At 70.3% G+C, this 20,003-nt stretch carries 22 protein-coding genes; 11 read left to right on the top strand and 11 right to left on the bottom strand.

Translation table 11 applies throughout. The features are described from left to right. Positions 1 to 2 precede the first annotated feature (2 nt). The 9 genes from MKK58_RS12515 to MKK58_RS12475 form a co-directional block, all read right to left on the bottom strand. Complete coding sequence (locus MKK58_RS12515; RefSeq protein WP_243912371.1) at positions 3 to 764, bottom strand: ABC transporter permease; 762 nt, start codon at positions 762 to 764, stop codon at positions 3 to 5. Continuing rightward, positions 761 to 1,687 carry an ABC transporter ATP-binding protein gene (locus tag MKK58_RS12510; RefSeq protein WP_243912370.1) on the bottom strand — a complete coding sequence of 309 codons (927 nt, stop codon included), beginning with the start codon at positions 1,685 to 1,687 and terminating at the stop codon, positions 761 to 763. Before MKK58_RS12510 ends, MKK58_RS12515 begins: the two co-directional genes overlap by 4 nt. Positions 1,688 to 1,816: 129 nt before the next feature. Continuing rightward, complete coding sequence (locus MKK58_RS12505; protein ID WP_243912379.1) at positions 1,817 to 2,302, bottom strand: ATP F0F1 synthase subunit B; 486 nt, start codon at positions 2,300 to 2,302, stop codon at positions 1,817 to 1,819. An 87-nt stretch (positions 2,303 to 2,389) separates the two neighbouring features. Beyond that, positions 2,390 to 2,953, bottom strand: a complete 564-nt coding sequence (locus tag MKK58_RS12500) for a F0F1 ATP synthase subunit B' (RefSeq protein ID WP_243912369.1) — start codon at positions 2,951 to 2,953, stop codon at positions 2,390 to 2,392. A gap of 124 nt (positions 2,954 to 3,077) precedes the next feature. Then, positions 3,078 to 3,305: a F0F1 ATP synthase subunit C gene (locus MKK58_RS12495; RefSeq protein WP_018044493.1), complete on the bottom strand. Its 228-nt coding sequence runs from the start codon at positions 3,303 to 3,305 to the stop codon at positions 3,078 to 3,080. A gap of 123 nt (positions 3,306 to 3,428) precedes the next feature. Continuing rightward, positions 3,429 to 4,184: a F0F1 ATP synthase subunit A gene (locus tag MKK58_RS12490; RefSeq protein WP_243912368.1), complete on the bottom strand. Its 756-nt coding sequence runs from the start codon at positions 4,182 to 4,184 to the stop codon at positions 3,429 to 3,431. A gap of 116 nt (positions 4,185 to 4,300) precedes the next feature. Then, positions 4,301 to 4,675 (bottom strand): AtpZ/AtpI family protein, encoded by a 375-nt coding sequence (locus tag MKK58_RS12485; protein ID WP_243912367.1) that lies wholly within the window; start codon positions 4,673 to 4,675, stop codon positions 4,301 to 4,303. A gap of 226 nt (positions 4,676 to 4,901) precedes the next feature. Further along, complete coding sequence (locus MKK58_RS12480) at positions 4,902 to 5,555, bottom strand: thioredoxin domain-containing protein (protein WP_243912366.1); 654 nt, start codon at positions 5,553 to 5,555, stop codon at positions 4,902 to 4,904. A gap of 91 nt (positions 5,556 to 5,646) precedes the next feature. Beyond that, positions 5,647 to 6,132, bottom strand: coding sequence for a DUF721 domain-containing protein (locus MKK58_RS12475; protein ID WP_243912365.1), 486 nt, complete (start codon positions 6,130 to 6,132; stop codon positions 5,647 to 5,649). A 191-nt stretch (positions 6,133 to 6,323) separates the two neighbouring features. On the opposite strand from MKK58_RS12475, the gene mutY reads away from it, so the two are divergent. Then, positions 6,324 to 7,622, top strand: coding sequence for an A/G-specific adenine glycosylase (gene mutY / locus MKK58_RS12470; RefSeq protein ID WP_243912364.1), 1,299 nt, complete (start codon positions 6,324 to 6,326; stop codon positions 7,620 to 7,622). A 25-nt stretch (positions 7,623 to 7,647) separates the two neighbouring features. On the opposite strand, the gene MKK58_RS12465 is transcribed toward mutY, so the two are convergent. Beyond that, positions 7,648 to 8,841 (bottom strand): site-specific DNA-methyltransferase, encoded by a 1,194-nt coding sequence (locus MKK58_RS12465; protein WP_409565239.1) that lies wholly within the window; start codon positions 8,839 to 8,841, stop codon positions 7,648 to 7,650. A gap of 587 nt (positions 8,842 to 9,428) precedes the next feature. Between MKK58_RS12465 and MKK58_RS12460 the strand changes: the two genes are divergently transcribed. From MKK58_RS12460 to MKK58_RS12430, 7 genes are all read left to right on the top strand, one after another. After that, entirely contained in the window at positions 9,429 to 9,779 is a 351-nt protein-coding gene (locus MKK58_RS12460) for a septal ring lytic transglycosylase RlpA family protein (RefSeq protein ID WP_409565238.1), read from the top strand. Positions 9,780 to 9,916: 137 nt separating this feature from the next. Further along, on the top strand, positions 9,917 to 10,231 hold the full coding sequence (locus MKK58_RS12455; RefSeq protein WP_243912361.1) for a polyhydroxyalkanoic acid system family protein: 315 nt from the start codon (positions 9,917 to 9,919) through the stop codon (positions 10,229 to 10,231). Between the two features lie 112 nt (positions 10,232 to 10,343). After that, entirely contained in the window at positions 10,344 to 10,571 is a 228-nt protein-coding gene (locus MKK58_RS12450) for a hypothetical protein (protein WP_243912360.1), read from the top strand. 56 nt (positions 10,572 to 10,627) lie between these two features. Continuing rightward, complete coding sequence (locus MKK58_RS12445) at positions 10,628 to 12,451, top strand: ABC-F family ATP-binding cassette domain-containing protein (protein WP_243912359.1); 1,824 nt, start codon at positions 10,628 to 10,630, stop codon at positions 12,449 to 12,451. Positions 12,452 to 12,870: 419 nt separating this feature from the next. After that, the gene (locus MKK58_RS12440) at positions 12,871 to 14,814 is read left to right on the top strand and encodes a hypothetical protein (RefSeq protein ID WP_243912358.1); all 1,944 of its coding nucleotides are present in this window, start codon (positions 12,871 to 12,873) and stop codon (positions 14,812 to 14,814) included. A gap of 67 nt (positions 14,815 to 14,881) precedes the next feature. Then, positions 14,882 to 15,163 carry a hypothetical protein gene (locus MKK58_RS12435; protein ID WP_243912357.1) on the top strand — a complete coding sequence of 94 codons (282 nt, stop codon included), beginning with the start codon at positions 14,882 to 14,884 and terminating at the stop codon, positions 15,161 to 15,163. Positions 15,164 to 15,302: 139 nt separating this feature from the next. Continuing rightward, positions 15,303 to 17,864, top strand: a complete 2,562-nt coding sequence (locus tag MKK58_RS12430) for an HWE histidine kinase domain-containing protein (protein ID WP_243912356.1) — start codon at positions 15,303 to 15,305, stop codon at positions 17,862 to 17,864. Here the strand turns inward: MKK58_RS12430 and MKK58_RS12425 are convergent. Next, positions 17,861 to 18,463, bottom strand: coding sequence for a biliverdin-producing heme oxygenase (locus MKK58_RS12425; RefSeq protein ID WP_243912355.1), 603 nt, complete (start codon positions 18,461 to 18,463; stop codon positions 17,861 to 17,863). The two genes, MKK58_RS12430 and MKK58_RS12425, sit on opposite strands and share 4 nt — an antisense overlap. A gap of 219 nt (positions 18,464 to 18,682) precedes the next feature. Here MKK58_RS12425 and MKK58_RS12420 point away from each other — a divergent pair, with 219 nt between their 5' ends. The 3 genes from MKK58_RS12420 to MKK58_RS12410 all read left to right on the top strand — a co-directional run. Further along, a complete protein-coding gene (locus tag MKK58_RS12420) occupies positions 18,683 to 19,126 on the top strand; it encodes a DMT family transporter (protein WP_243912354.1) in 444 nt (147 codons plus the stop codon). Between the two features lie 118 nt (positions 19,127 to 19,244). Further along, positions 19,245 to 19,706, top strand: coding sequence for a tellurite resistance TerB family protein (locus MKK58_RS12415; protein WP_243912353.1), 462 nt, complete (start codon positions 19,245 to 19,247; stop codon positions 19,704 to 19,706). Between the two features lie 156 nt (positions 19,707 to 19,862). Next, the coding region (locus MKK58_RS12410; RefSeq protein ID WP_243912336.1) for a GTP-binding protein at positions 19,863 to 20,003 on the top strand (141 nt) is incomplete at its 3' end.

Here is a 20,003-nt window from a genome sequence, read left to right as displayed (position 1 = left end):
GGTCAGCTCTTCAGGCGGTAGCCCGTCCGGAAGATCCAGGTCACGCCGGCGAGGCACAGGACCAGGAAGACCAGCGCCATGGCGACACTGACGCCGATGCCGACATCCGAGGTGCCGAAGAAGGCCCAGCGGAAACCGCTGATGAGGTAGACCACCGGGTTGGCGAGGCTCATCCCCCGCCAGAACGGCGGCAGCATCTCGATGGCGTAGAAGCTGCCGCCCAGGAAGGTCAGCGGCGTGACGACGAGGAGCGGCACCAGTTGCAGGCGCTCGAAGCCGTCGGCCCAGAGGCCGATGAGGAATCCGAACAGGCTGAAGGTCACCGCCGTGAGGAGCAGGAACAGCACCATCGCCACGGGGTGCTCGATATGCAGGGGCACGAACAGCGCGGCGGTGGCCAGGATGATCAGCGCGATCAGGATCGATTTCGAGGCCGCCGCCCCGACATAGCCGAGCACGATCTCCAGGGGCGAGACCGGAGCCGACAGGATCTCGTAGATCGTGCCGGCAAAGCGCGGGAAGTAGATGCCGAACGAGGCGTTGGCGATGCTCTGGGTCAGGAGCGAGAGCATCATCAGGCCCGGCACGATGAAGGCCCCGTAGGCGACGCCGTCGACGGCGGCCACCCGCGAGCCGATGGCGGCCCCGAAGACCACGAAGTAGAGCGAGGTGGCGATGACCGGCGCGACGATGCTCTGCAAAGCCGTGCGCCAGAAGCGCGCCATCTCGAAGCCGTAGATGGCGCGGACCGCGTACCAGTTCATGCGCGTTCCTTCACGAGGTCGACGAAGATCTCCTCCAGGGAGGATTGGCTGGTCTGGAGGTCGCGGAAGCGGATGCCGGCCGCCGCGAGATCGGCGAGCAGGCCCGTGATTCCGGTTCGCTCGCCCTTGGTATCGTAGGTGTAGACGAGGTCCTGTCCGCCCGGCTTCAGGGTGAGGTCGTGCCGCGCCAGGGCCTCGGGCAGGGCGGCCAGCGGCTCCTGCAGGTTCAGGGTCATCTGCTTCTTGCCGAGCTTGCGCATCAGTTCGGCCTTCTCCTCCACCAGGATGATCCGGCCCTTGCGGATCACGCCGACGCGGTCGGCCATCTCCTCGGCCTCCTCGATGTAGTGGGTGGTGAGGATGATGGTGACGCCGGTGTCTCGCAGCGAGCGTACCAGGCGCCACATGTCCCGGCGCAGTTCCACGTCCACGCCGGCGGTGGGCTCGTCCAGGAACAGGATGCGAGGCTCGTGGGCGAGCGCCTTGGCGATCAGCACCCGCCGCTTCATGCCCCCCGACAGCGTCATCATCCGCGAATCGCGCTTCTCCCAGAGGGAGAGGTCGCGCAGCACCCGCTCGATATGGGCCGGGTCGGGCCGGAGGCCGTAGAGGCCGCGGCTGAAGGTGGTGGTCGCCCACACGGTCTCGAAGGCGTCGGTGGTGAGTTCCTGCGGCACCAGGCCGATGAGCCGACGGGCGTGCCGGTAATCGGAGGCGATGTCGTGCCCCCCCGCCAGGACGCGGCCCGCGCTCGCCGTGACGATGCCGCACACGATGCTGATCAGCGTCGTCTTGCCGGCGCCGTTCGGCCCGAGCAGGGCGAAGATCTCGCCCTCTCGGATGTCGAGGTCGATGCCGTCGAGGGCCTTCAGGCCTGAGGCGTAGACCTTGGACAGGTCCTGGATCGAGATGATCGGCTGCATCGGGACTCCGCTGCGGCATGGCGCCGGGGCGATCGGGCCGGCGCTATAGCACGCCGCCGCCGGAGGACTGCACGGCAAAACGAAAAAGCCGCCTCGCGGCGGCTTTCCCGGTGTCGCGGCCGCGGGCGATCAGGCCCGCAGGCGGGTCCGAACCTCGCCGAGGCTCTGGCGCACCAGGCCCTCGGCGGTCTCGCCCTGCATGCGCTCGCGCAGGATCACCTCGGACACCTTCACGGCGGCGTCGGCGGCGGCGGCGCGGACCTGGGCGGTGGCCTGAACCTCCGCCTGGGCGATCTTGGTCTCGGCGGACTTGGTGCGGCGCGCGATGAAGTCGTTCAGGCGGGCATGGCCCTCTTCGGCGATGCGCCGGGCTTCCTCGCGGGCCGAGGCCACGATGGCCTCCGCCTCACGCTCGGCCTCGGAGCGGCGCTTCTTGTAGTCGGCCAGGACGCCGGCCGCCTCCTCGCGCAGGCGGCGGGCCTCGTCAAGCTCGTGGCGCACGCGCTTGGCGCGGCCGTCCAGGCCCTTGGTGATCTGGTCGAAGCCGCCGACCTTCCAGACCACGGCCATGAAGAGCACGAAGGCGATCGCGACCCAGAATTCGGCTTCCAACAACATGCTCGTCGTCCCAACTCGATGGTGTCCGGCGGGGCCTTCCCCGTCCGGGGTTCCTGCCGGTCAGATGTGGTTCGGCGTCCCGCCTCAGTGCGGGAAGGCGACGCTGTCGAGGGCCTTGGCGAGGGCGGCCTCGTCGGGGGTGCGGCCGGTCAGGCGCTCCACGATGGCGGAGGCCGTCTCGCCGGCGATCCCACGCACGTTGCCCATGGCCTCGGCGGTGCGGGTGCGCAGGGTCGCCTCGGAGTCGGCGATGCGCGCGTTCAGCTCGGCCTCGAGGGCCTTGCGCTTGGTCTCGGCTTCCTGAGTCAGGGCGTTACGGGTCTCGAGGGCGATGGCCTGGGCCTTGGCCTGCGCGTCGCTCAGGGATTTCTCGTAGGCCGCACCGGCGGCGTCCGCCTCGGCCTTCAGGCGCTGGGCCTCGTCGAGGTCACCCGACAGGCGCGTGGCGCGGTCGTGCAGAATGCCCTGGATACGCGGCAGCGCGATCTTGTCCATCAGGTAGTAGAGCAGGCCGAAGGCCAGCGCGAGCCAGATGAGCTGGGACGCGAAGGTGTGGCTCTCGAAGGGGGGGAAGCCTCCGCCGTGCTCGGCGGCCGGCGTCGCGGCGAAGCCTTCATGCGTTGCGGTCGGATGAGCCGGCTGAGCCATGACGTCCTTCGGTCAAATCGGGCGGTCAAATCGGAAAGAGTGGACCGGACGCGAGGGCCATCCCGAGGGAAAGCGGCGTCCGGCCCGGTCGCAGGTTCGAAATCTCAACGACCCTGCAGCAGTCTCAGACGGCGAACAGGAGCAGCAGCGCGACGAGCAGCGAGAAGATGCCGAGCGCTTCCGTGAGGGCGAAGCCGAGGAGCAGGTTGCCGCGCTGGCCGTCGGCGGCCGAGGGGTTGCGGAGCGCGCCGGCGTAGAACTGGCCGAAGAGGTTGCCGAGGCCGATGGCGGCGCCCGCCATGCCGAGACAGGCGAGGCCGGCACCGATGTACTTGGCAGCTAAGGGATCCATCAAATTGCTCCTGGGGTCGGTTCGATCGTTGCGTGGAGAGAAATCCGGCCTGCGACCGCGGACCGGGGACGGAAGGGGGTGTGCCGGCTCTCGCCGGGCCGGCTCGCGCCGGGATGACCCGGCCTAGTGGCCGGGATGCAGGGCGTCGCTGAGGTAGATCGAGGCGAGCGTCGCGAAGACGTAGGCCTGCAGACCGGCGACGAGGAACTCGAGGGCCGTGACGGCGACGCTGAGGGCCAGCGGCAGCGGCGAGATGGCGCCCCAGGCCCCGGCGGCGAGCAGCGCCGGCACGAAGCCCGCGAAGATCTTGAGGGCGATGTGGCCGGCGAGCACGTTGGCGAAGAGACGGACCGCGAGGCTGATCGGACGCGAGATGAACGACACGATCTCGATGGCGACGATCATCGGCAGGAGCCAGCCCGGCACGCCGGAGGGCACGAACACCTTCAGGAACTTCGTGCCGTGGGCCATGAAGCCGTACACGATCACGGTGCCGATCACGAGGAAGGCGAGCGCGAAGGTGACGATGATGTGGCTGGTCACCGCGAAGGCGTAGGGGATCATGCCGAGCATGTTCAGCACGAGCACGAACATGAACAGCGAGAAGATCAGCGGCATGAACCGCTCGGAGCCGTGGCCGGCGGACTGGCGCAGGGTCGAGCCGATGAACTCGTAGAACACCTCGGCCATCGACTGCATGCGGCCCGGCACCACCGAGCGGCGGGCGGTGGCCACCACGGTGATCAACGCGATGATCCCGACGGCGGCGAACATGTAGAGCGCGGACTGGGTGAACGCGATCTCCTGGTTGCCGATATGACCGAAGGAGACCAGCGGCTTGAGCTCGAACTGGTGGATCGGATCCATCTTTACGGCCATTGCCGCTCCCGCCCTTCTGAATCTCGGCGGGCCTCGCGGCCCGCCACCACCGGTGCCGCTCGCGCGGCATTCATGAAACCCGGGTCCGGCCGCAGGGGCCTTCCCGGCCGCGAGCCCTACGGGTCCCGCTCCTTGCCCGGCGCCTTCGAGAGTGCTCCCGAGACGCGCATGACGTTGTAGACGCCGGTCGCGAAGCCCAGCATCAGCAGAACGATCAGACCCCAGGGTTTCGTCCCCAGATACCGATCGAACATCCAACCGAGAATACCCCCGGCCAGGACGCCCGCGATGAACTCGGTCGAGAGCCGCATCGCCTGGCCGAGAGGAGAAGGCCCGGCCGTAGGACCGGGACGCGTGGAAGGACCGGGAGCGGCGCTGAGCCGCTTCCGCTCGATCTGCGTCTCGAGACGTTTGAGCCTCTCGGAGAGGTCCGCGTCCAGTGCTTTCTTCCGCCCGTCCCCGCCTTCGTCCCCTGTTTCGTTGCCGCTCACGGCGAGAACTCACATTGGCGAGAGCGGAGGGAACCGGCCGGAACGCCCCTTCAAGCGGGGCGCACCATAGTTTCGCCCACCTTGGGTGTCAAGGCGCCGCCGGTACGATGTAAGATATTGACAGCCTTGAGAAAATCGAGGTTTCCGCGATCCGCCCCCGGCGCCTCGGCGAAGCCCGCGCCGGGATGGCCCCGGACGCGGCCGCTCCCGCGCGGCGCGGATGGGTTCAGGCGCCCAGGATCGGCTTGATCACCTTCTCCATGCCCTCGATGGTCATCTCGCCCTTGAAGCGCTCGCCGTTGATGAAGAACGTCGGCGTCGAATCGACCTTGAAGGTGTCCATGCCCTTCTGCTTCACCGCGTTGACGGCGTTGTAGAGCTTCTGGTCCTTTAGGCAGGCCTCGAACTTCTCCTTCGAGAACCCGGCCTGGCGGAGCATCTGCTCCATGGCCTCCACCGGCGATTGCGGCTTCTGCACGTAGGCCCAGGCGGCCTGCTGGTCGAAGAGCAGGTCGGTGATGGGGTAGTACTTCGCGTCCCCGTCGCAGCGCGCCAGCATGAAAGCCGCCGTGGCCAGGGGGTCGAGGGGGAACTCGCGCAGGGTGAAGCGCACCTTGCCGGTGTCGATGTAGCGCTCCTTCAAGGCCGGCCAGGTGAATTTGTGGAAGGCCGCGCAGTGCGAGCAGGTCATCGAGGCGTACTCGATGATCGTGACCTTGGCGTCCTTCGGGCCGAGCCAGACGTCCCCCAGGGGGCCGGGCTCCATCAGGGTGGAGAGGTTCGCGTCCTCGGCCGCGGCCGGCAGGGTGAACCGGGGCAAGAGGATCGCCGCGCCGACCGCAAGGCCGGTGGCTTTCAGGGCGTCGCGTCGGGTGAACATGTTCGGGACGGGCTCCGCTCGCGGACCAAATGTCTTCGTAAGCGATGCGGTAGAATCCTGCAGCCGTCCTGACAAGGCGGACGAGGACCGACTAGCGCTTGTGCGTGGTCGCCACGATGGCCGTGCCGAGGCGATCGAGGGCGTCGCGCAGGGCGTCGTGCTCGATCGTACCCACCGCGAGCGCCACTTCGCCGCGGCGGACGGGATCGATCACCGGGGGCGGGGGCCGGCGTCCGATCCGATCGACCCGGCCCTGGCGCAGCACGATCCGACCGACGCAGGCCCAGCCGTAATGGGCGTTGATGCGCTGGATCACAACCGGGGCGAGGTGCTGGAGTTCGAGGGCGAACACGCCCTCCACCCGGACCACGAGGGTGCCGGGCTCCGAGCGCCCCTCCTCATCGCGCCGGCGCCGGCGCGGCCATTCGAGCTTCGAGGGCTGGCAGTACCGCGACAGGCGCTCGCCGACGATCTCGGGCCAGGCGCCCAGGATGTCGGTGGAGGCGAAGCCCTGCGCGGCGAAGGCCGGACCGATGCACTCCTCCAGAAATTCGGCGAGGGGTTTGGCACGGGCCATGCGCAGCTTGTGTCCGTGAGGGCCGAACGGGAACGCGTCCGGAGCACCGGTATCGCGCCGGAATGGTTAGCACGCCGTTCCGGGGCGCCGAAACCCGAGCTCGCCGAAACGGGGGCGCCGCACCCGGGTCGGGTCTTTGACGGCGGGGTCCGGAGGGCTATGGACGGGCTCCCCAGCGCGCACCGGTGCCCGTGTCCCAGACCACAGCCCCCGGCCCCGCGGCCGCCGATCTCCTGACCTGGTACGACCGGCACCGGCGCGTCCTGCCCTGGCGGGCTCTGCCGGGAGAGACGCCCGACCCGTACCGCGTCTGGCTCTCGGAGGTGATGCTCCAGCAGACCACAATCGCGGCGGTCAAACCCTACTTCGCCAAGTTCCTGGCGCGCTTCCCCACCGTCGAGGCCCTGGCGGCGGCGCCGGAGGAGGCGGTGATGTCGGCCTGGGCGGGGCTCGGCTACTATTCGCGGGCCCGCAACCTGCATGCCTGCGCCAGGGCGGTGACGGCGGCCGGCGGGTTTCCCGATACGGCCGCCGCCCTGCGCAAACTTCCGGGCATCGGCGCCTACACGGCGGGCGCCGTCGCGGCGATCGCGTTCGACCGGCCGGAGTCGGCGGTGGACGGCAACGTCGAGCGGGTGATGACGCGGCTCTTCGCCATCGAGACGGCGCTGCCGGGCGCGCGCCCGGAGATTCGGGCGGTGACGCAGGGGCTGGTGCCAGCGGACCGGCCCGGGGACTTCGCGCAGGCGGTAATGGATCTGGGCGCCACCATCTGCACGCCCAAGCGCCCGGCCTGCGCCCTCTGCCCCTGGATGGCGCCCTGTCGCGCCCGGGCTCTCGGCCTGCAGGAGACGTATCCCCGCAAGGTCAAGGCGGTGAAGGGTACCCTGCGCCGGGGCGCGGCCTTCGTGGCGATCCGCAGCGGCGACGAGGCGATCCTCCTGCGCACCCGCCCGCCGGAGGGGTTGCTCGGCGCCATGGCCGAGCCGCCGACGAGCGCCTGGGAGCCCGATTACGACCCAGCCCAAGCCCTCCTCGACGCGCCCCTCGACGCGCGCTGGAAGCGGATGCCGGGGCTGGTGCGCCACGGCTTCACCCACTTCCCCCTGGAACTGACGGTGTTCGTGGCCAAGGTCGCGCTGAGCACGGCAGCGCCGGCGGGCCTGCGCTTCACACCGCGCCGCGACCTCGGCGCGGAGCCCCTGCCGGGCGTGATGAAGAAGGTCCTGGCCCACGCCTTCGACCCGAAGCCCGAACCGCCGGCCAAGCGCGGGCGGCCGAAGGCGATGCGGGCGGTCGCGGACACGCCGCTCTTCGCCGAACCGGAGCCGGAGGCGCCGGCCGCGCCGCCGCGCTTCCACCCCGTGCCGAAGCCGGCGCCGCGCGTGATCCCGGCGCCGCGGCCGGAGGAGGAGGGGACGTTCGACGAACCGGTGGCGGCGCCCCCCGCCGCGCGCAAGCGGGGCAGGCCGAAAACCCGCCCGCGCTGACCTGCCGCCGGGGAGGGCGCCCGACTCAGGCGGCTGAGCCCATGGCGGCCCGCATCTTGGCGCGGAAGACGTCGATGAGCACCGGCTTGCCGTTGCGGGTCACGTGCCAGAAATCCCAGCCGTTGCAGGCGGGGAAGCCTTGCACCAGGGCGCCGATCTTGTGGATCGAGCCCGTGGCCGGTCCGGCCATCAGGGTGCCGTCGGGGCGCACGATGGCGCTGTGGCGGCCCCGCGCGTCCGTGAGGGTCTCGCCCGCGCGGATATGCCCGGCCTCGATCACGCTGAGGAAGGCGACGCGGGGCTCCGCGCGCTTGCTCGGCGCCACCAGCAATGCGGCCTGAGACAGAGGCTCGACGGCGTCGATCCGGGCGCGTGCGGCTTGCGCGTAGACGGTCTCGCGCTCGATGCCGATGAAACGGCGCCCCAGGCGCTTGGCGACGGCGCCGGTGGTGCCGGTGCCGAAGAACGGGTCGAGCACCACGTCGCCGGGGTTGGTGGCGGCCAGAAGCGTGCGGGCGAGCAGCGCCTCCGGCTTCTGGGTGGGATGGACCTTCTGGCCGTCGGCCCCCTTCAGGCGCTCGTCGCCGGTGCAGAGGGGGATGAACCAGTCCGAGCGCATCTGGACGTCGTCGTTGCCGCCCTTCAGCGCCTCGTAGTGGAAGGTGTATGCCTTCGACTCCGCCGAGCGCGAGGCCCAGATCAGGGTCTCGTGGGCGTTGGTGAAGCGCTTGCCCCGGAAGTTCGGCATCGGGTTGGCTTTCCGCCAGACGATGTCGTTGAGGATCCAGTAGCCGAGATCCTGCAGGGTGGCGCCGACCCGGAAGATGTTGTGGTAGGAGCCGATCACCCACAGGGTGGCGTTCGGCTTCATCACCCGGCGCGCGGCGGCGAGCCAGTCGCGGGTGAAGGTGTCGTAGGCGGCAAAGCTGGAGAACTGGTCCCAGGCGTCGTCCACCGCATCGACCCGGCTCTGGTCGGGACGCAGGAGCGAGCCCTCGCCGAGCTGGAGATTGTAGGGCGGATCCGCGAACACGCAGTCGACGCTGGACGCCGGCAAGGCGTTCATGGCCGCGATGCAGTCGCCGACGAGGATCTCGTCGAGGGGAAGACGGGACGCGGGGGGTACGAGACCCATCCGCGGCACCGACACGGGCCGCCCGGCACGCGAGACACTTTTCCGGGCGACGGTGTCGGCAACCGCGGTACGCAGGGAAGCCATGGCAAACACCGGTTACGCGACTGACCGGCAGACCTTGGCTCCGTTAACGTAAAGGCGGGGTTGCCGGGATGCGAACAAAGCGTCTCGATTTGGGGCTGCAATTTTTGCCGGGTGGAACAGACCGGGCCCTGAAAGGCTATAGCCTCACTGTTGGAAAGATCGGCGCGAGACTTATCCGAATCATCGGAAGATCGGCTCCGGCAACGCGCCGCGCTTCATCCGCCCCCCAGGATAGTCTCCGGCCGGGCTCGGGGCGGCGAACGGAGAAGAAACTTGCTTTTCCGGCCCCCGCCAGCCGCGCGCAGGGCAGGGTTTCGCTGACCGCATCCCTGAGGGGGCCATCCTGCACCCCGACGTTGCGTCACGGCCACGATCAAGGCCTGATCACGTGGAGATTCCGGGATCTCAGCAACGGTGCGAACCGCTGGATTCATAGACAGATCCTGAACAATATCTCCACACACAACTACCGATTAAAAAATCCCTATAGCCTCAAAAAAGGCAATTCGCGCCACATTTGTCCGGTCTCATTTTGGCCCCGATCCGCTTCATTTTGCCGGCCATCCGAAACAACAAAGGGAATGCGGATGACCATCAAGCCTGTTCGTGGAGCTGTTGCCCTCATTGGAACCGTCGTCACCCTCGCCGCCCATTCACCGGCCAGCGCCCAGTCCGGCGCCGCCTCCTGGTACGCGAGCGGCCACCGCACGGCGAACGGCGAGCACTTCAATCCGAACGGGATGACCGCCGCCCATCGCAGCCTGCCGTTCGGCACCCGGGTCCGGGTCGAGAACAAGCGCAACGGCCGCTCCGTGGTGGTGCGCATCAACGATCGCGGCCCGTTCGTGCGCGGCCGGATCATCGATCTCGCCAAGGGCTCCGCCCGCGCGCTCGGCATGGGCGGCACGACCTACGTGTCCCTGCGCGTCGTCGACTGAGACGGGCCGACCCGGTCGGCCATCGTCACGCCGGAGCGAACCGCCGAAATTTCGCGTGAGCCAATCCGGTCGGCCGGCGTTGTGCGAACGACCGGTCGACCCCATTCTCACCGGCGGAATCGAGAGTTCGGAATCCCATGGCCAAGCCCCTGATCGTCGAAATCCCGCACGAGCTCGGGCTGGCGGAAGCCCGCCGGCGCATCGCGGATGGGATCGCCCAGACCGACGGGCTGTTCGCCAAGGCGGGCATCGCCGTCGAGAAGATGGCCTGGACGAACGACCGGCTCGACTTCGCCATGGCCGCCATGGGTCAGAAGGTGGACGGGCAGGTGGATGTCGGCGCCGAGATCGTGCGCGTCGAGGTCCGCCTGCCCCTGCTGCTCGCCCTGTTCGCCCAGCAGATCCAGAAGAAGGTCGGCCAGCAGGGCAACCTCCTGCTGACCAAGAAGTAGGCCCCGGCCGCCCCGCGTGATGGCGGCGCCCCGGAACCGGCCTCCGGTGCGGGGTGTTGCACCGGTCCGATCCTGGGGCATTCGGGTCCCGGGGAACCGAGAGGCGCAAGCGATGTCGAACCCCGGCCCGATCCCGGAAGCTCCGGTGCCCGAGACCCCCTACGAGGCGCCGCAGACGCCGGCTCCCGGTCCCGACACCCCCGGGACGGACGTGCCTGGCAAGACCCCGACCGAGGCGCCCGACGTGACGCCCACCGAGATCCCGGTCAACGATCCCGATATCGGTCCGGCCATCGCTCCCGATCCGATGCCCACGGGACCCGCCAACCCCACGATGTGAGGGAAGCCCGAATGCGGGTTTGTTCGGAGGCGCGGTCGCTGCCATAAGCCGGCCCCATGGCCGCTCCTCCGCTTCTCACCCTTCAAGACGTCGCGCTCACCTTCGGCGGCACCCCGCTGATCGAGCGCGCCGAACTCGCGATCTCCCCCGGCGAGCGCACCTGCCTCGTGGGCCGCAATGGCTCGGGCAAATCCACCCTGATGAAGATCGCCGCCGGGCTCGTGGAGCCCGACAAGGGCGTGCGCTTCGTCCAGCCCGGCACCACGATTCGATACCTGGCGCAGGAGCCCGACTTCTCGGGCTTCGAGACGACGCTGGACTTCGTCGAATCCGGCCTCAACTACGACGACGACGCCTACCGCGCCCGCTACCTCTTGGAGAGCCTCGGGCTCACCGGCGCGGAGAACCCGAAGAGCCTGTCGGGGGGCGAGGGGCGCCGGGTGGCGCTCGCCCAGGCCCTGGCGCCCGAGCCCGACATCCTGCTCCTCGACGAGCCCACCAACCACCTCGACCTGCCGGCGATCGAGTGGCTCGAATCCGAGCTGAAGAGCGTGCGCGGCGCCCTCGTGCTGATCAGCCACGACCGGCGCTTCCTCTCGGCCCTGTCGAAGACCACGATCTGGCTCGATCGGGGCGTCACCCGCAGGATCGAGCAGGGTTTCTCCACCTTCGAGGCTTGGCGCGACGCCTTCTTCGAGGAGGAGGAGCGCGACCGGCACAAGCTGGAGCGCAAGATCGCCGACGAGGAGCACTGGCTGCGCTACGGCGTCACCGCCCGGCGCAAGCGCAACGTGCGGCGGCTCGGCAACCTGCACGCCCTGCGCAAGGAGCGCCGCGACGACCGCCGCCCCGTCGGCACCGCGACCATGACCTCGACGGAGGCCGAGAGCTCGGGCGCCCTGGTGATCGAGGCCAAGCACGCGGCCAAGGCCTACGGCCCGCGCCGGATCGTCGACGACCTCTCGCTGCGGGTGATGCGCGGCGACCGCCTCGGCATCGTGGGCGCCAACGGCGCCGGCAAGACCACGCTGATCAACCTGCTGACCGGGCAGGCGGCCCCGGATTCGGGCACGGTGGCGCTCGGCACCAACCTGAAGATGATGCTCCTCGACCAGGCCCGCGCCGTGCTGGAGCCCAGCATGACGGTCACGGAGGTTCTCACGGGGGGCAGCGGCGATTCGGTGATGGTCGGCGGCGTCAGCCGTCACGTCATCGGCTACCTCAAGGACTTCCTGTTCGCCCCCGAGCAGGCCCGCACCCCGGTGAGCGTGCTCTCGGGCGGCGAGCGCAACCGCCTGCTCATCGCGCGGGCGCTCGCCCAGCCCGCCAACCTCCTCGTCCTCGACGAGCCCACCAACGACCTCGACCTCGAGACCCTCGACCTCCTCCAGGAGATGCTGGCGGATTATTCCGGCACCCTGATCCTCGTGAGCCACGACCGCGACTTCCTCGACCGGGTGGTCGGCAGCGTGCTGGTCAGCGAGGGGGAGGGGCGCTGGGTCGAGTATGCCGGCGGCTACACCGACATGATCGCCCAGCGCGGGGAGGGCGTGCAGGCCCGGGCGGCGGCCGGGCGGGCCGAGAAGGCGGAGGCGCGCGCCGATGCCCGGGACCGCGCGAAGGCGCCCGAGACTGCGTCCCCGGCCGGCAAGCCGAAGCTCGGCTTCAAGGACCAGCACGAGCTCAAGACCCTGCCGGACCGGATGAAGAAGCTCGAATCCGACGTCGCCAAGCTGCGCGCGGTCCTGGCCGATCCGGGCCTCTATGCCCGCGACCCGGCCCGCTTCGCCAAGGCCTCCGACCTCCTCGCCCTCGCCGAGACCGAACTCTCGAAGTCCGAAAACCGCTGGCTGGAACTCGAGATGCTGCGCGACGCGTGATCCGGTCGTTTCGCGCGTGCAAGCTCGACGGAGCCCTCCTCCCCCTTGCGGGGAAGAGTTGGAGGTGGGGGTGGTTGGGTGAGCCTCAGGCTGCGGAGGCTGGCGGCCCCCCACTCCTGACCTCTCCCCGCAAGCTTGACGGATCTCGGGCAGGCCCGAGATCCGATGGGGAGAGGAACGCGTTCGACCTTTGACGATGCGGATATGCGGGTCCCATAGCCGGAAAGGCAAACCACGCGCCCGTCACCGCTCCGAGGCGCATCGCAGCCCGCGAGCCGCGTGGCTCCGCCCCCGAGCCAGGCGAGTCGAGCCGGAGCGGATGCCGGTCTCGGCCTTCAAGATGCCGTGAAGCGGGTGTGTGGTGCAGCGGGGGTGAGCGCGAGCCGCGCAGGATCGCCCTGCCGCTACCGGATCCCGACGTGCCCGCCGCCTTCGACTTCCGAGACCGCTGCCGCCGCATCGGCTGGGCCGCCGGCCTGCCCGGCCTCGCGTTGATCTTTGCCGCCTCCGCCTTCTGGGTGACACCCCGACTGGAGACGCGACTGGCCCGCGAGGCCGACGCCGTCGCGCGGGCGGTGGCGGAGCCCGGGGCCGAGCCCTGGCTGCGCGTCACGGCCGAGGGCCGCGACCTCGTCGTCACCGGCGAGGCCCCGGATGCCGCGACCCGCGACGCCGCCCATGACCGCCTGGCACGCCTCGACGGCGTGCGGCGCCTCGTCGGCCCGGTCGGCGTGGTCGAGCTGGCCGCGCCCTTCGTCTGGGTGGCGACGCGCACCCGGGACGGCGTCGACCTCACGGGATCCCGTCCGGCGGAGATCGGCGCCGGCGCCCTCGCCGAGCGGCTGACGCCGGCCCTGGAGCCGGGCACGGCCCTGCGCGACCGCACCCGCGCCGCCCTCGGGGCGCCGCCGGACTTTTCCGCCGCCGCGACCTACGCCCTGGCCCGCCTGCGCGCGCTGGCGCCCGGCGGCCGAGTGATGCTGGAGGATCTGCGTCTCTCCGTCGCCGGCGAGGCGGCCTCGGTCGCCGACGAGGAGGCCCTGCGCGCAGCCCTCGCGGCGGCGCCCGTCGGCTACACCCTCGGCAAGGTCGAGATCGCCCCCGCCGCGGTGGCGGACTTCCGCTTCGTCGTGACCCGCCCGCCCGGCGGCGGCCTGGATCTCTCGGGCTACGTGGTCTCGGAGGCCGCGCGGAGCGCGATCCGGGAGCAGGCGGCCCAGATCTCCGAGACGGGCCGGGTCGAGGACCAAACCCGCACCGCGCGTGGCTTGCCGTCCGAGATCGACCCGGCCGCGATGGCGCGGTTCACCCTGCAACTCGCCGGCCTGATGCAGGAGGGCAGCGTCACCGTGGCGGATTCCGCCGTCTCCCTGAGCGGTATCGCCCTCGACGCCCAGGCCGTTCCCGAGATCGAGGCCCTCATGGGGGACGCGATTCCGGCGGGCCTGAAGCGCGGCGGGATCACCCTTGGCACCCGGCCGCTCTCCCCCTACCGGGTCGGGCTCCGGCGCGAGGCGGACGCCGTGACCCTGACCGGGCACCTGCCGGACGTCGCCACGCGCGAGGCCCTGCTGGGGGCCCTGCGGCCGCGCCTCTTCCGCGAGCGGCTCGTGGACCGCACGCGCCTCGGCCAGGGCGCGCCGGACACCCTCGCCCGCGCCCTGGCGGCCGTCGCCGCCCCCCTCGCCCTGCTGGCGCGCGGCGAGGTCAGGATCGCCGACCGCTCCGTGACCTTGAGCGGCGAGAGCCTCTACCCCCAGACCGCCCGGCGCATCCGGGAGGACCTTCCGGCCGCGCTACCGGAGGGCTGGCACGCCGAGATCGCCGTGACCGCCCCCGGGGAGACCCCGGCCCGCACGCCGGATTCCTGCGCCCAGGCCCTGGATGCCGGCCTGAAGGGACCGGGCCCGGTCTTCGCGCCCGGCAGCGCGACCCTGAAGCCCGCCTTCTACCCAAGCCTCGACGCCCTGGCCGGCCTCGCCCGGACCTGTCCGTCCCTGCGCCTGACGGTCGCGGGCCATGCCGACCCCGCCGGGGCCGCACCCGCGCCGAGACCGGCCGTCGACGCGGCGGTCGAGAGCACCGCATCCCTGGAGGCGGGCAAGCCTCCGGGGCCCCGGCCTGCGGACGCCAAACCGACGTCCAAGCCGCCGGTGAAAGCCGCCGCGAAGAAGGCCGAGCCCGCAAAACCGGAAGCCGCCAAACCCGAACCGGAGCCGGACCTGCCGCAGCAGCGGGCGCTCGCCATCGCCGAGTACCTGCTCCAGGCGGGCCTGCGTCCCGAACAGGTCGCCGTGGCGCCGCCCGGCACCGCGCGCCCCGCCGACCAGGGCATCGGCCTCGCGCCCGTCGCGCGCCCCTGACGCCAGCCTCCCGCCGGGAGACCGGCACCCCGCATCCGAACCCCATCCGAGAACCGAGGCGAGACCCGTGACCCCCCTGGCGACCATGCTCTGGCCGGCCCTGGCCGCCAGCCTCCTGCTCGGTGCCGGCATCGGCTGGCTCGCGGGCCTTCCCCGGACGGGACCAGCCCGCTGGGGGGCGCTCGCCCTCGTCCTGGGCGCCGGCCTCTGCGGTGCCCTCACCGCCGCGGGTCTCGTCCCGGGACGGGCCGCCACCTGGATCGAATGCGCGGCCCTGCTGCTCGCCGCCTACCTCGTCGGCGCCATCGCCGCCGCCGGGATCGCGCAGGGCAGGGGCATCCGGCCGTGAAGCCACGATGCAATCCCGCCACAGGCGCGGCCGAAAGCCGATTCGCCCGGACCGATCAGGGAGACTTTCGGGACGTTCCGTCGTTGTCCGCGATGGCTCTCTTGCGAACCGGCGACGGACTCGGTGATCGACTGACGTGATGACGGATCATCCAGCCCGGCCCGAGACCGTCGACCTGTCCTCCTGCGACCGCGAGCCGATCCACATCCTCGGTGCGGTCCAGCCCTTCGGCTTCCTCGTCGCGGTCTCGTCGGACTGGATCGTGGTGCGGGCCTCCGAGAACGCGCCGCTCTGGCTCGGCCACGCGGCGACCGACATCCTCGGCCTGCCCCTGTCCGACCTCCTGGACGCCGAGACCATCCATCTGATCCGCGGGCACCTCCAGGCCCTGCGCGGTCCCGACGCCATCGACCGGATCTTCGGTACGCCCCTGCGGCCGGGGGGTCCCCCCTTCGACATCGCCCTGCACGTCTCGGGCGGCAGCATCGTCATCGAGGCCGAGCCCAGCGTCTCCGAGCACCTGAACGCCGGCAATCTCGTGCGCAGCATGGTGGGCCGGATCCAGCAGACCCTCGGCTTCGACCTGTTCTGCCGCGAGGCCGTGCGCCAGATGCGGGCGCTCACCGGTTTCGACCGGGTGATGATCTACCGTTTCGATCCGGACGGCTCGGGCGTCGTCATCGCCGAATCCGCCCGCTCCAGCCTGGATCCGTATCTCGGCCTTCACTACCCGGCTTCAGACATCCCGAAACAGGCGCGCGTTCTCTACGAGCGCAACTGGCTGCGCATCATCGCGGACGTGAACGCGCCGCATGTTGCAGTCATTCCGCAGCGCGATCCGGAGGGCCAGCCCCTCGATCTCTCGATGAGCACCCTGCGCACGGTCTCGCCGATCCACCTCGAATACCTGCGCAACATGGGCGTCGCCGCCTCCCTGTCGGTCTCGATCCTGCGGGGCGGCAAGCTCTGGGGCCTGTTCGCCTGCCACCACGCCGAGCCGCGCCACATCTCCCTCGAGCGCCGCACCGGCGCCGAGCTCTTCGGGCAGATGTTCTCGCTGATCCTGGAGAGCCGGGAGCGCGAGGCGGAGGCCGCCTACGAGGCGAGTTCGCGCACCCTGCACGATCGCCTGATGGGTGCACTCGCCTCGGGCGGCACCAGCCTGGAGAACATCACGGGCTTCCTCGACGACATCGCCGGCATCGTCACCTGCGACGGGATCGGCGTCTGGGTGAACGGCGAGGTGACCCTCCGGGGCGCGACCCCGACGGCCGAGGAATTCACCGGACTGGTGCGCTTCCTCAACCGCACGGCGACGAGCCGGGCCTTCGCCACCCACGCCATCGGAGACGTCCACCCGCCCGCGGCCGACTACACCGAGCGGGCGGCCGGGCTGCTGGCGGTCCCGATCTCGCGCGCGCCCCGAGACTTCCTGGTGTTCTTCCGGCGCGAGATCGCCCGCACGGTCACCTGGGCCGGCAACCCCGAAAAGCCCGCCACCCTCGGGCCGAACGGCTTTCGCCTCACGCCGCGCAAGAGCTTCGAGGCCTGGACCGAGGTGGTTCACGGCCAGTCCGCACCCTGGAGCGCGGCGGACCTGCGCATCGCCGAAGCCCTGCGGATCACGCTTCTCGAAGTCATCCTGCGGCTGACCGATTCCGCCGAGAAGGAGCGGAAATCTTCCCAGGAGCGTCAGGAATTGCTCATCGCGGAGTTGAATCACCGCGTGCGCAACATCCTCAATCTCATCCGCGGCATCGTCGCCCAGAGCCGGTCGGGCGCGGAGAACGTGGAGAAATTCTCGGGCGTGGTCGGCGAGCGTATCCAGGCCCTGGCCCGCGCCCACGACCAGATCACCACCACGAACTGGGGCCCGGGATCCTTGCGCGACCTCATCGCCCTCGAGGCGGAGGCCTATCTCGGCGAGCGCGCCGACCGGGTGGTGCTGGAGGGCATCGGCGTGCGGCTCGAGCCGCAGGCGTTCTCCACCCTCGCACTCGTCATCCATGAGCTGATGACGAACTCGGTCAAGTACGGCGCGCTCTCGGAACCGGCCGGGCGGGTCGACGTGGTGTGGCGGCGTGACCCGTCCGATCGCCTCGTCATCGACTGGCGCGAGAGCGGCGGCCCTGCCGTGACGCCACCGACCCGGCGCGGCTTCGGCACCACCCTGATCGAGCGCTCGATCCCCTACGAGCTCAAGGGCGAGGCCGACATCAGTTACGAACTCACCGGGGTGCGCGGCCGCTTCGTGGTGCCGGCGCGCTACGTCCGGGCCGCCCCGACAGGGCCCGCGCTGGCGCCACGCGAGCGCGAGAGCGTGCCGAGCCTCGATGCCACGCCCCTCTCGGGGGCAGTCCTGCTGGTCGAGGACAACATGATCATCGCCCTCGAGGCCGAGGACATTCTCGCTGCCCTGGGCGCCAAGGCGGTGGACATGGCCGCCTCGGTGCACGACGCCATGCGGCTGATCGAGGCGGCCACCCCGAGCTTCGCGCTCCTCGACGTGAACCTCGGCTCGGAGACCAGCTTGGCCGTGGCCCGACGCCTATCGGCCCTCGGCGTTCCTTTCGCCTTCGCCACCGGCTACGGCGAAAGCTTCCGCATACCGCCCGAGCTCGGTGCGGTGACGATGGTGAAGAAGCCCTACACCGCCGATACCCTGCGCCGGGCACTGGCAGCAGGCGGCGTCGCGGCCTAACCGGCGACCTGGGCCGCCTCGAACAGCGCGAAGGCGCGCAGGGCACCGCGGGCGGCCGCGTCGTGATCCTGCGCCGGGCGGGCGGACAACCAGGCGGCGAAACTCGCCCAGAGGCGCTGTCCCTCGCCGTGCCGCAGGAAGCGCGCATTCGCGTGGACCAGCGGATCGGGACTGGCGAGAACCTGCCGCAGCAGCACCTGTCCGCCCAGGCGGGACCCCTCCAGGACATAGAGAATACCGGGCGCCTCGGCTTCGGAGTGCCGAAGGGCTTCGGTCGACGTCCGGACCACGGCGACGCCGAGGCCGATCAAGTCGGCACGCAGGGCTTCCGCTCGGCGACGCACCGCCCAGTCGGGCGGCAGGAAGACGGGATCGACCCCGTCGAGCCAATCCTCGAGAGGCGCGAAGGCCGCTGCCATGGTCTGGAGAAACGCTACGTAATCCACGCGCCGGGTGAGGTCCCGGGTCGCGAACCCGGCATCGAGGCGGCGATGGGCCGCGTCCGTCGCCTCGCGCAGGCGGAACCGCAGGTCGGTCGCCGTCGCTTGGCCGGAACCAGCCCGCGCTCCCGCGATCTCCGCTTCCGTGAAAGGCGCCATCATCCCGTCCCTGCCGCAACCGGTCATATACCCGGGGGACCCAGCCCGGTCTGGAAAGCGTTCATAACCACTGAGAGAGCCCGGCAAAGGGCTTTACCGACGCACCTGCCGACCCGGGGGAGATCCTCCTCTCTCCTGCTTCCCGACTGTCTCGGGCATATCCCGTCGGCGGCAGCTCCGATGCATCGCCCTTCGTCCGGCCTTGGACCAGGATCAGTCATGTGGCTTCTCTACGGCCTCGCCCTCGTGGCCGGCATCACGAACGCGGTTCAGTCGGGAGTGAACGCGACGTTGTCGAAGTCTCTCGGCCAGCCATTCGCGGCCGGCATCGTGATTTCGCTCATGGGTGCGATGACCCTGCTGGTGGTCGGCTTGATCCTCGGCCGCTTCGCGCTGCCGTCCTTGAGCGACGTCCGCGCCGTGCCGAACTGGGCCTGGATGGGCGGCATCATGGGGGCGCTGCTCATCCTCGCCCAGCTCTACGCCGCCCAGCAGATCGGCGCGGCGCCATTTCTCGGGCTCCTCGTAACCGCAGGGGTCGTGACATCGATCGTCCTCGATCACTTCGGATGGGTCGGATTCGCACAGCATCCCGTCAGCGCGTGGCGCGCTTGCGGGGGCGTGCTGATGGTGGCGGGCGTCGTCCTCGTCACGATGTTCTGAAACGCACGGGCCGAGGCGGCTTGTCACCGGCAACGGGAACGGGAAAGCCTGGCTGTGCGTCGAGGCTTCGATCCTCGAAACACGCTTCCGCCTCCAGGACCGACGGGACCACTTCGCGATGAACATCTTCCAGGACATCGTCAGCCGCTTCAGCCAAACCGTGACGGCCTATGCGGGCGACAAGGCGCTCATGCAGGCCATGGTCTCGGCGGCGGCCAACGTGATCGTGGCCGACGGCGAGGTCGCCGGAGAGGAATTCGAAACGGCACTTGCGGGCATGCAGGCCAATCCGATCCTGGAGAAGGGCTACGACCGCCTGATGCTGGAGAGCGAGCTGTACGAGGGGATCGCCCGGGCGCGGACCCGGGCTGGCCGCGCCGAGAACCTGCGCCTCGTGGCCGCCATCGAGGGGCGCGGCGCCGAGGAGCGCGAGGCCGCCTTCCTGGTTGCGGCGGATGTGGCCGATCTCGACGGCATCATCGACGTGGAAGCCCGGGCCCTCGAGGAGATCGCCACAGCCCTCGGCCTCGACAAGGCAGCACTCCTCGCCGCATCGCCCGTCCGCCGCGCCGTTCAGTAGACCGCGCCGCGCGCCCGGTGCAGGCGCGATCCAGCAAAGCCCTTGATCAAAGGACGGCAAGCCTCTAAGCGGGCCCCCGTCTTTCGCCCGGCTCGACGCCTCGTCGAGCTTCAGCCCGGGCGACCGCTCGTGTGAGCTTGCCGCAGGAAAGAGACGATGGCCAAAGAGAAATTCGCGCGTACGAAGCCGCACTGCAACATTGGCACGATCGGTCACGTTGATCACGGCAAGACGTCTTTGACGGCGGCGATCACGAAGGTTCTGGCGGAGTCGGGCGGGGCGACGTTCACGGCCTAC

The organism is Methylobacterium sp. J-078 (genome assembly GCF_022829285.1).
GTDB lineage: Bacteria > Pseudomonadota > Alphaproteobacteria > Rhizobiales > Beijerinckiaceae > Methylobacterium.
This window is presented reverse-complemented; position numbering and strand designations above follow the sequence as displayed.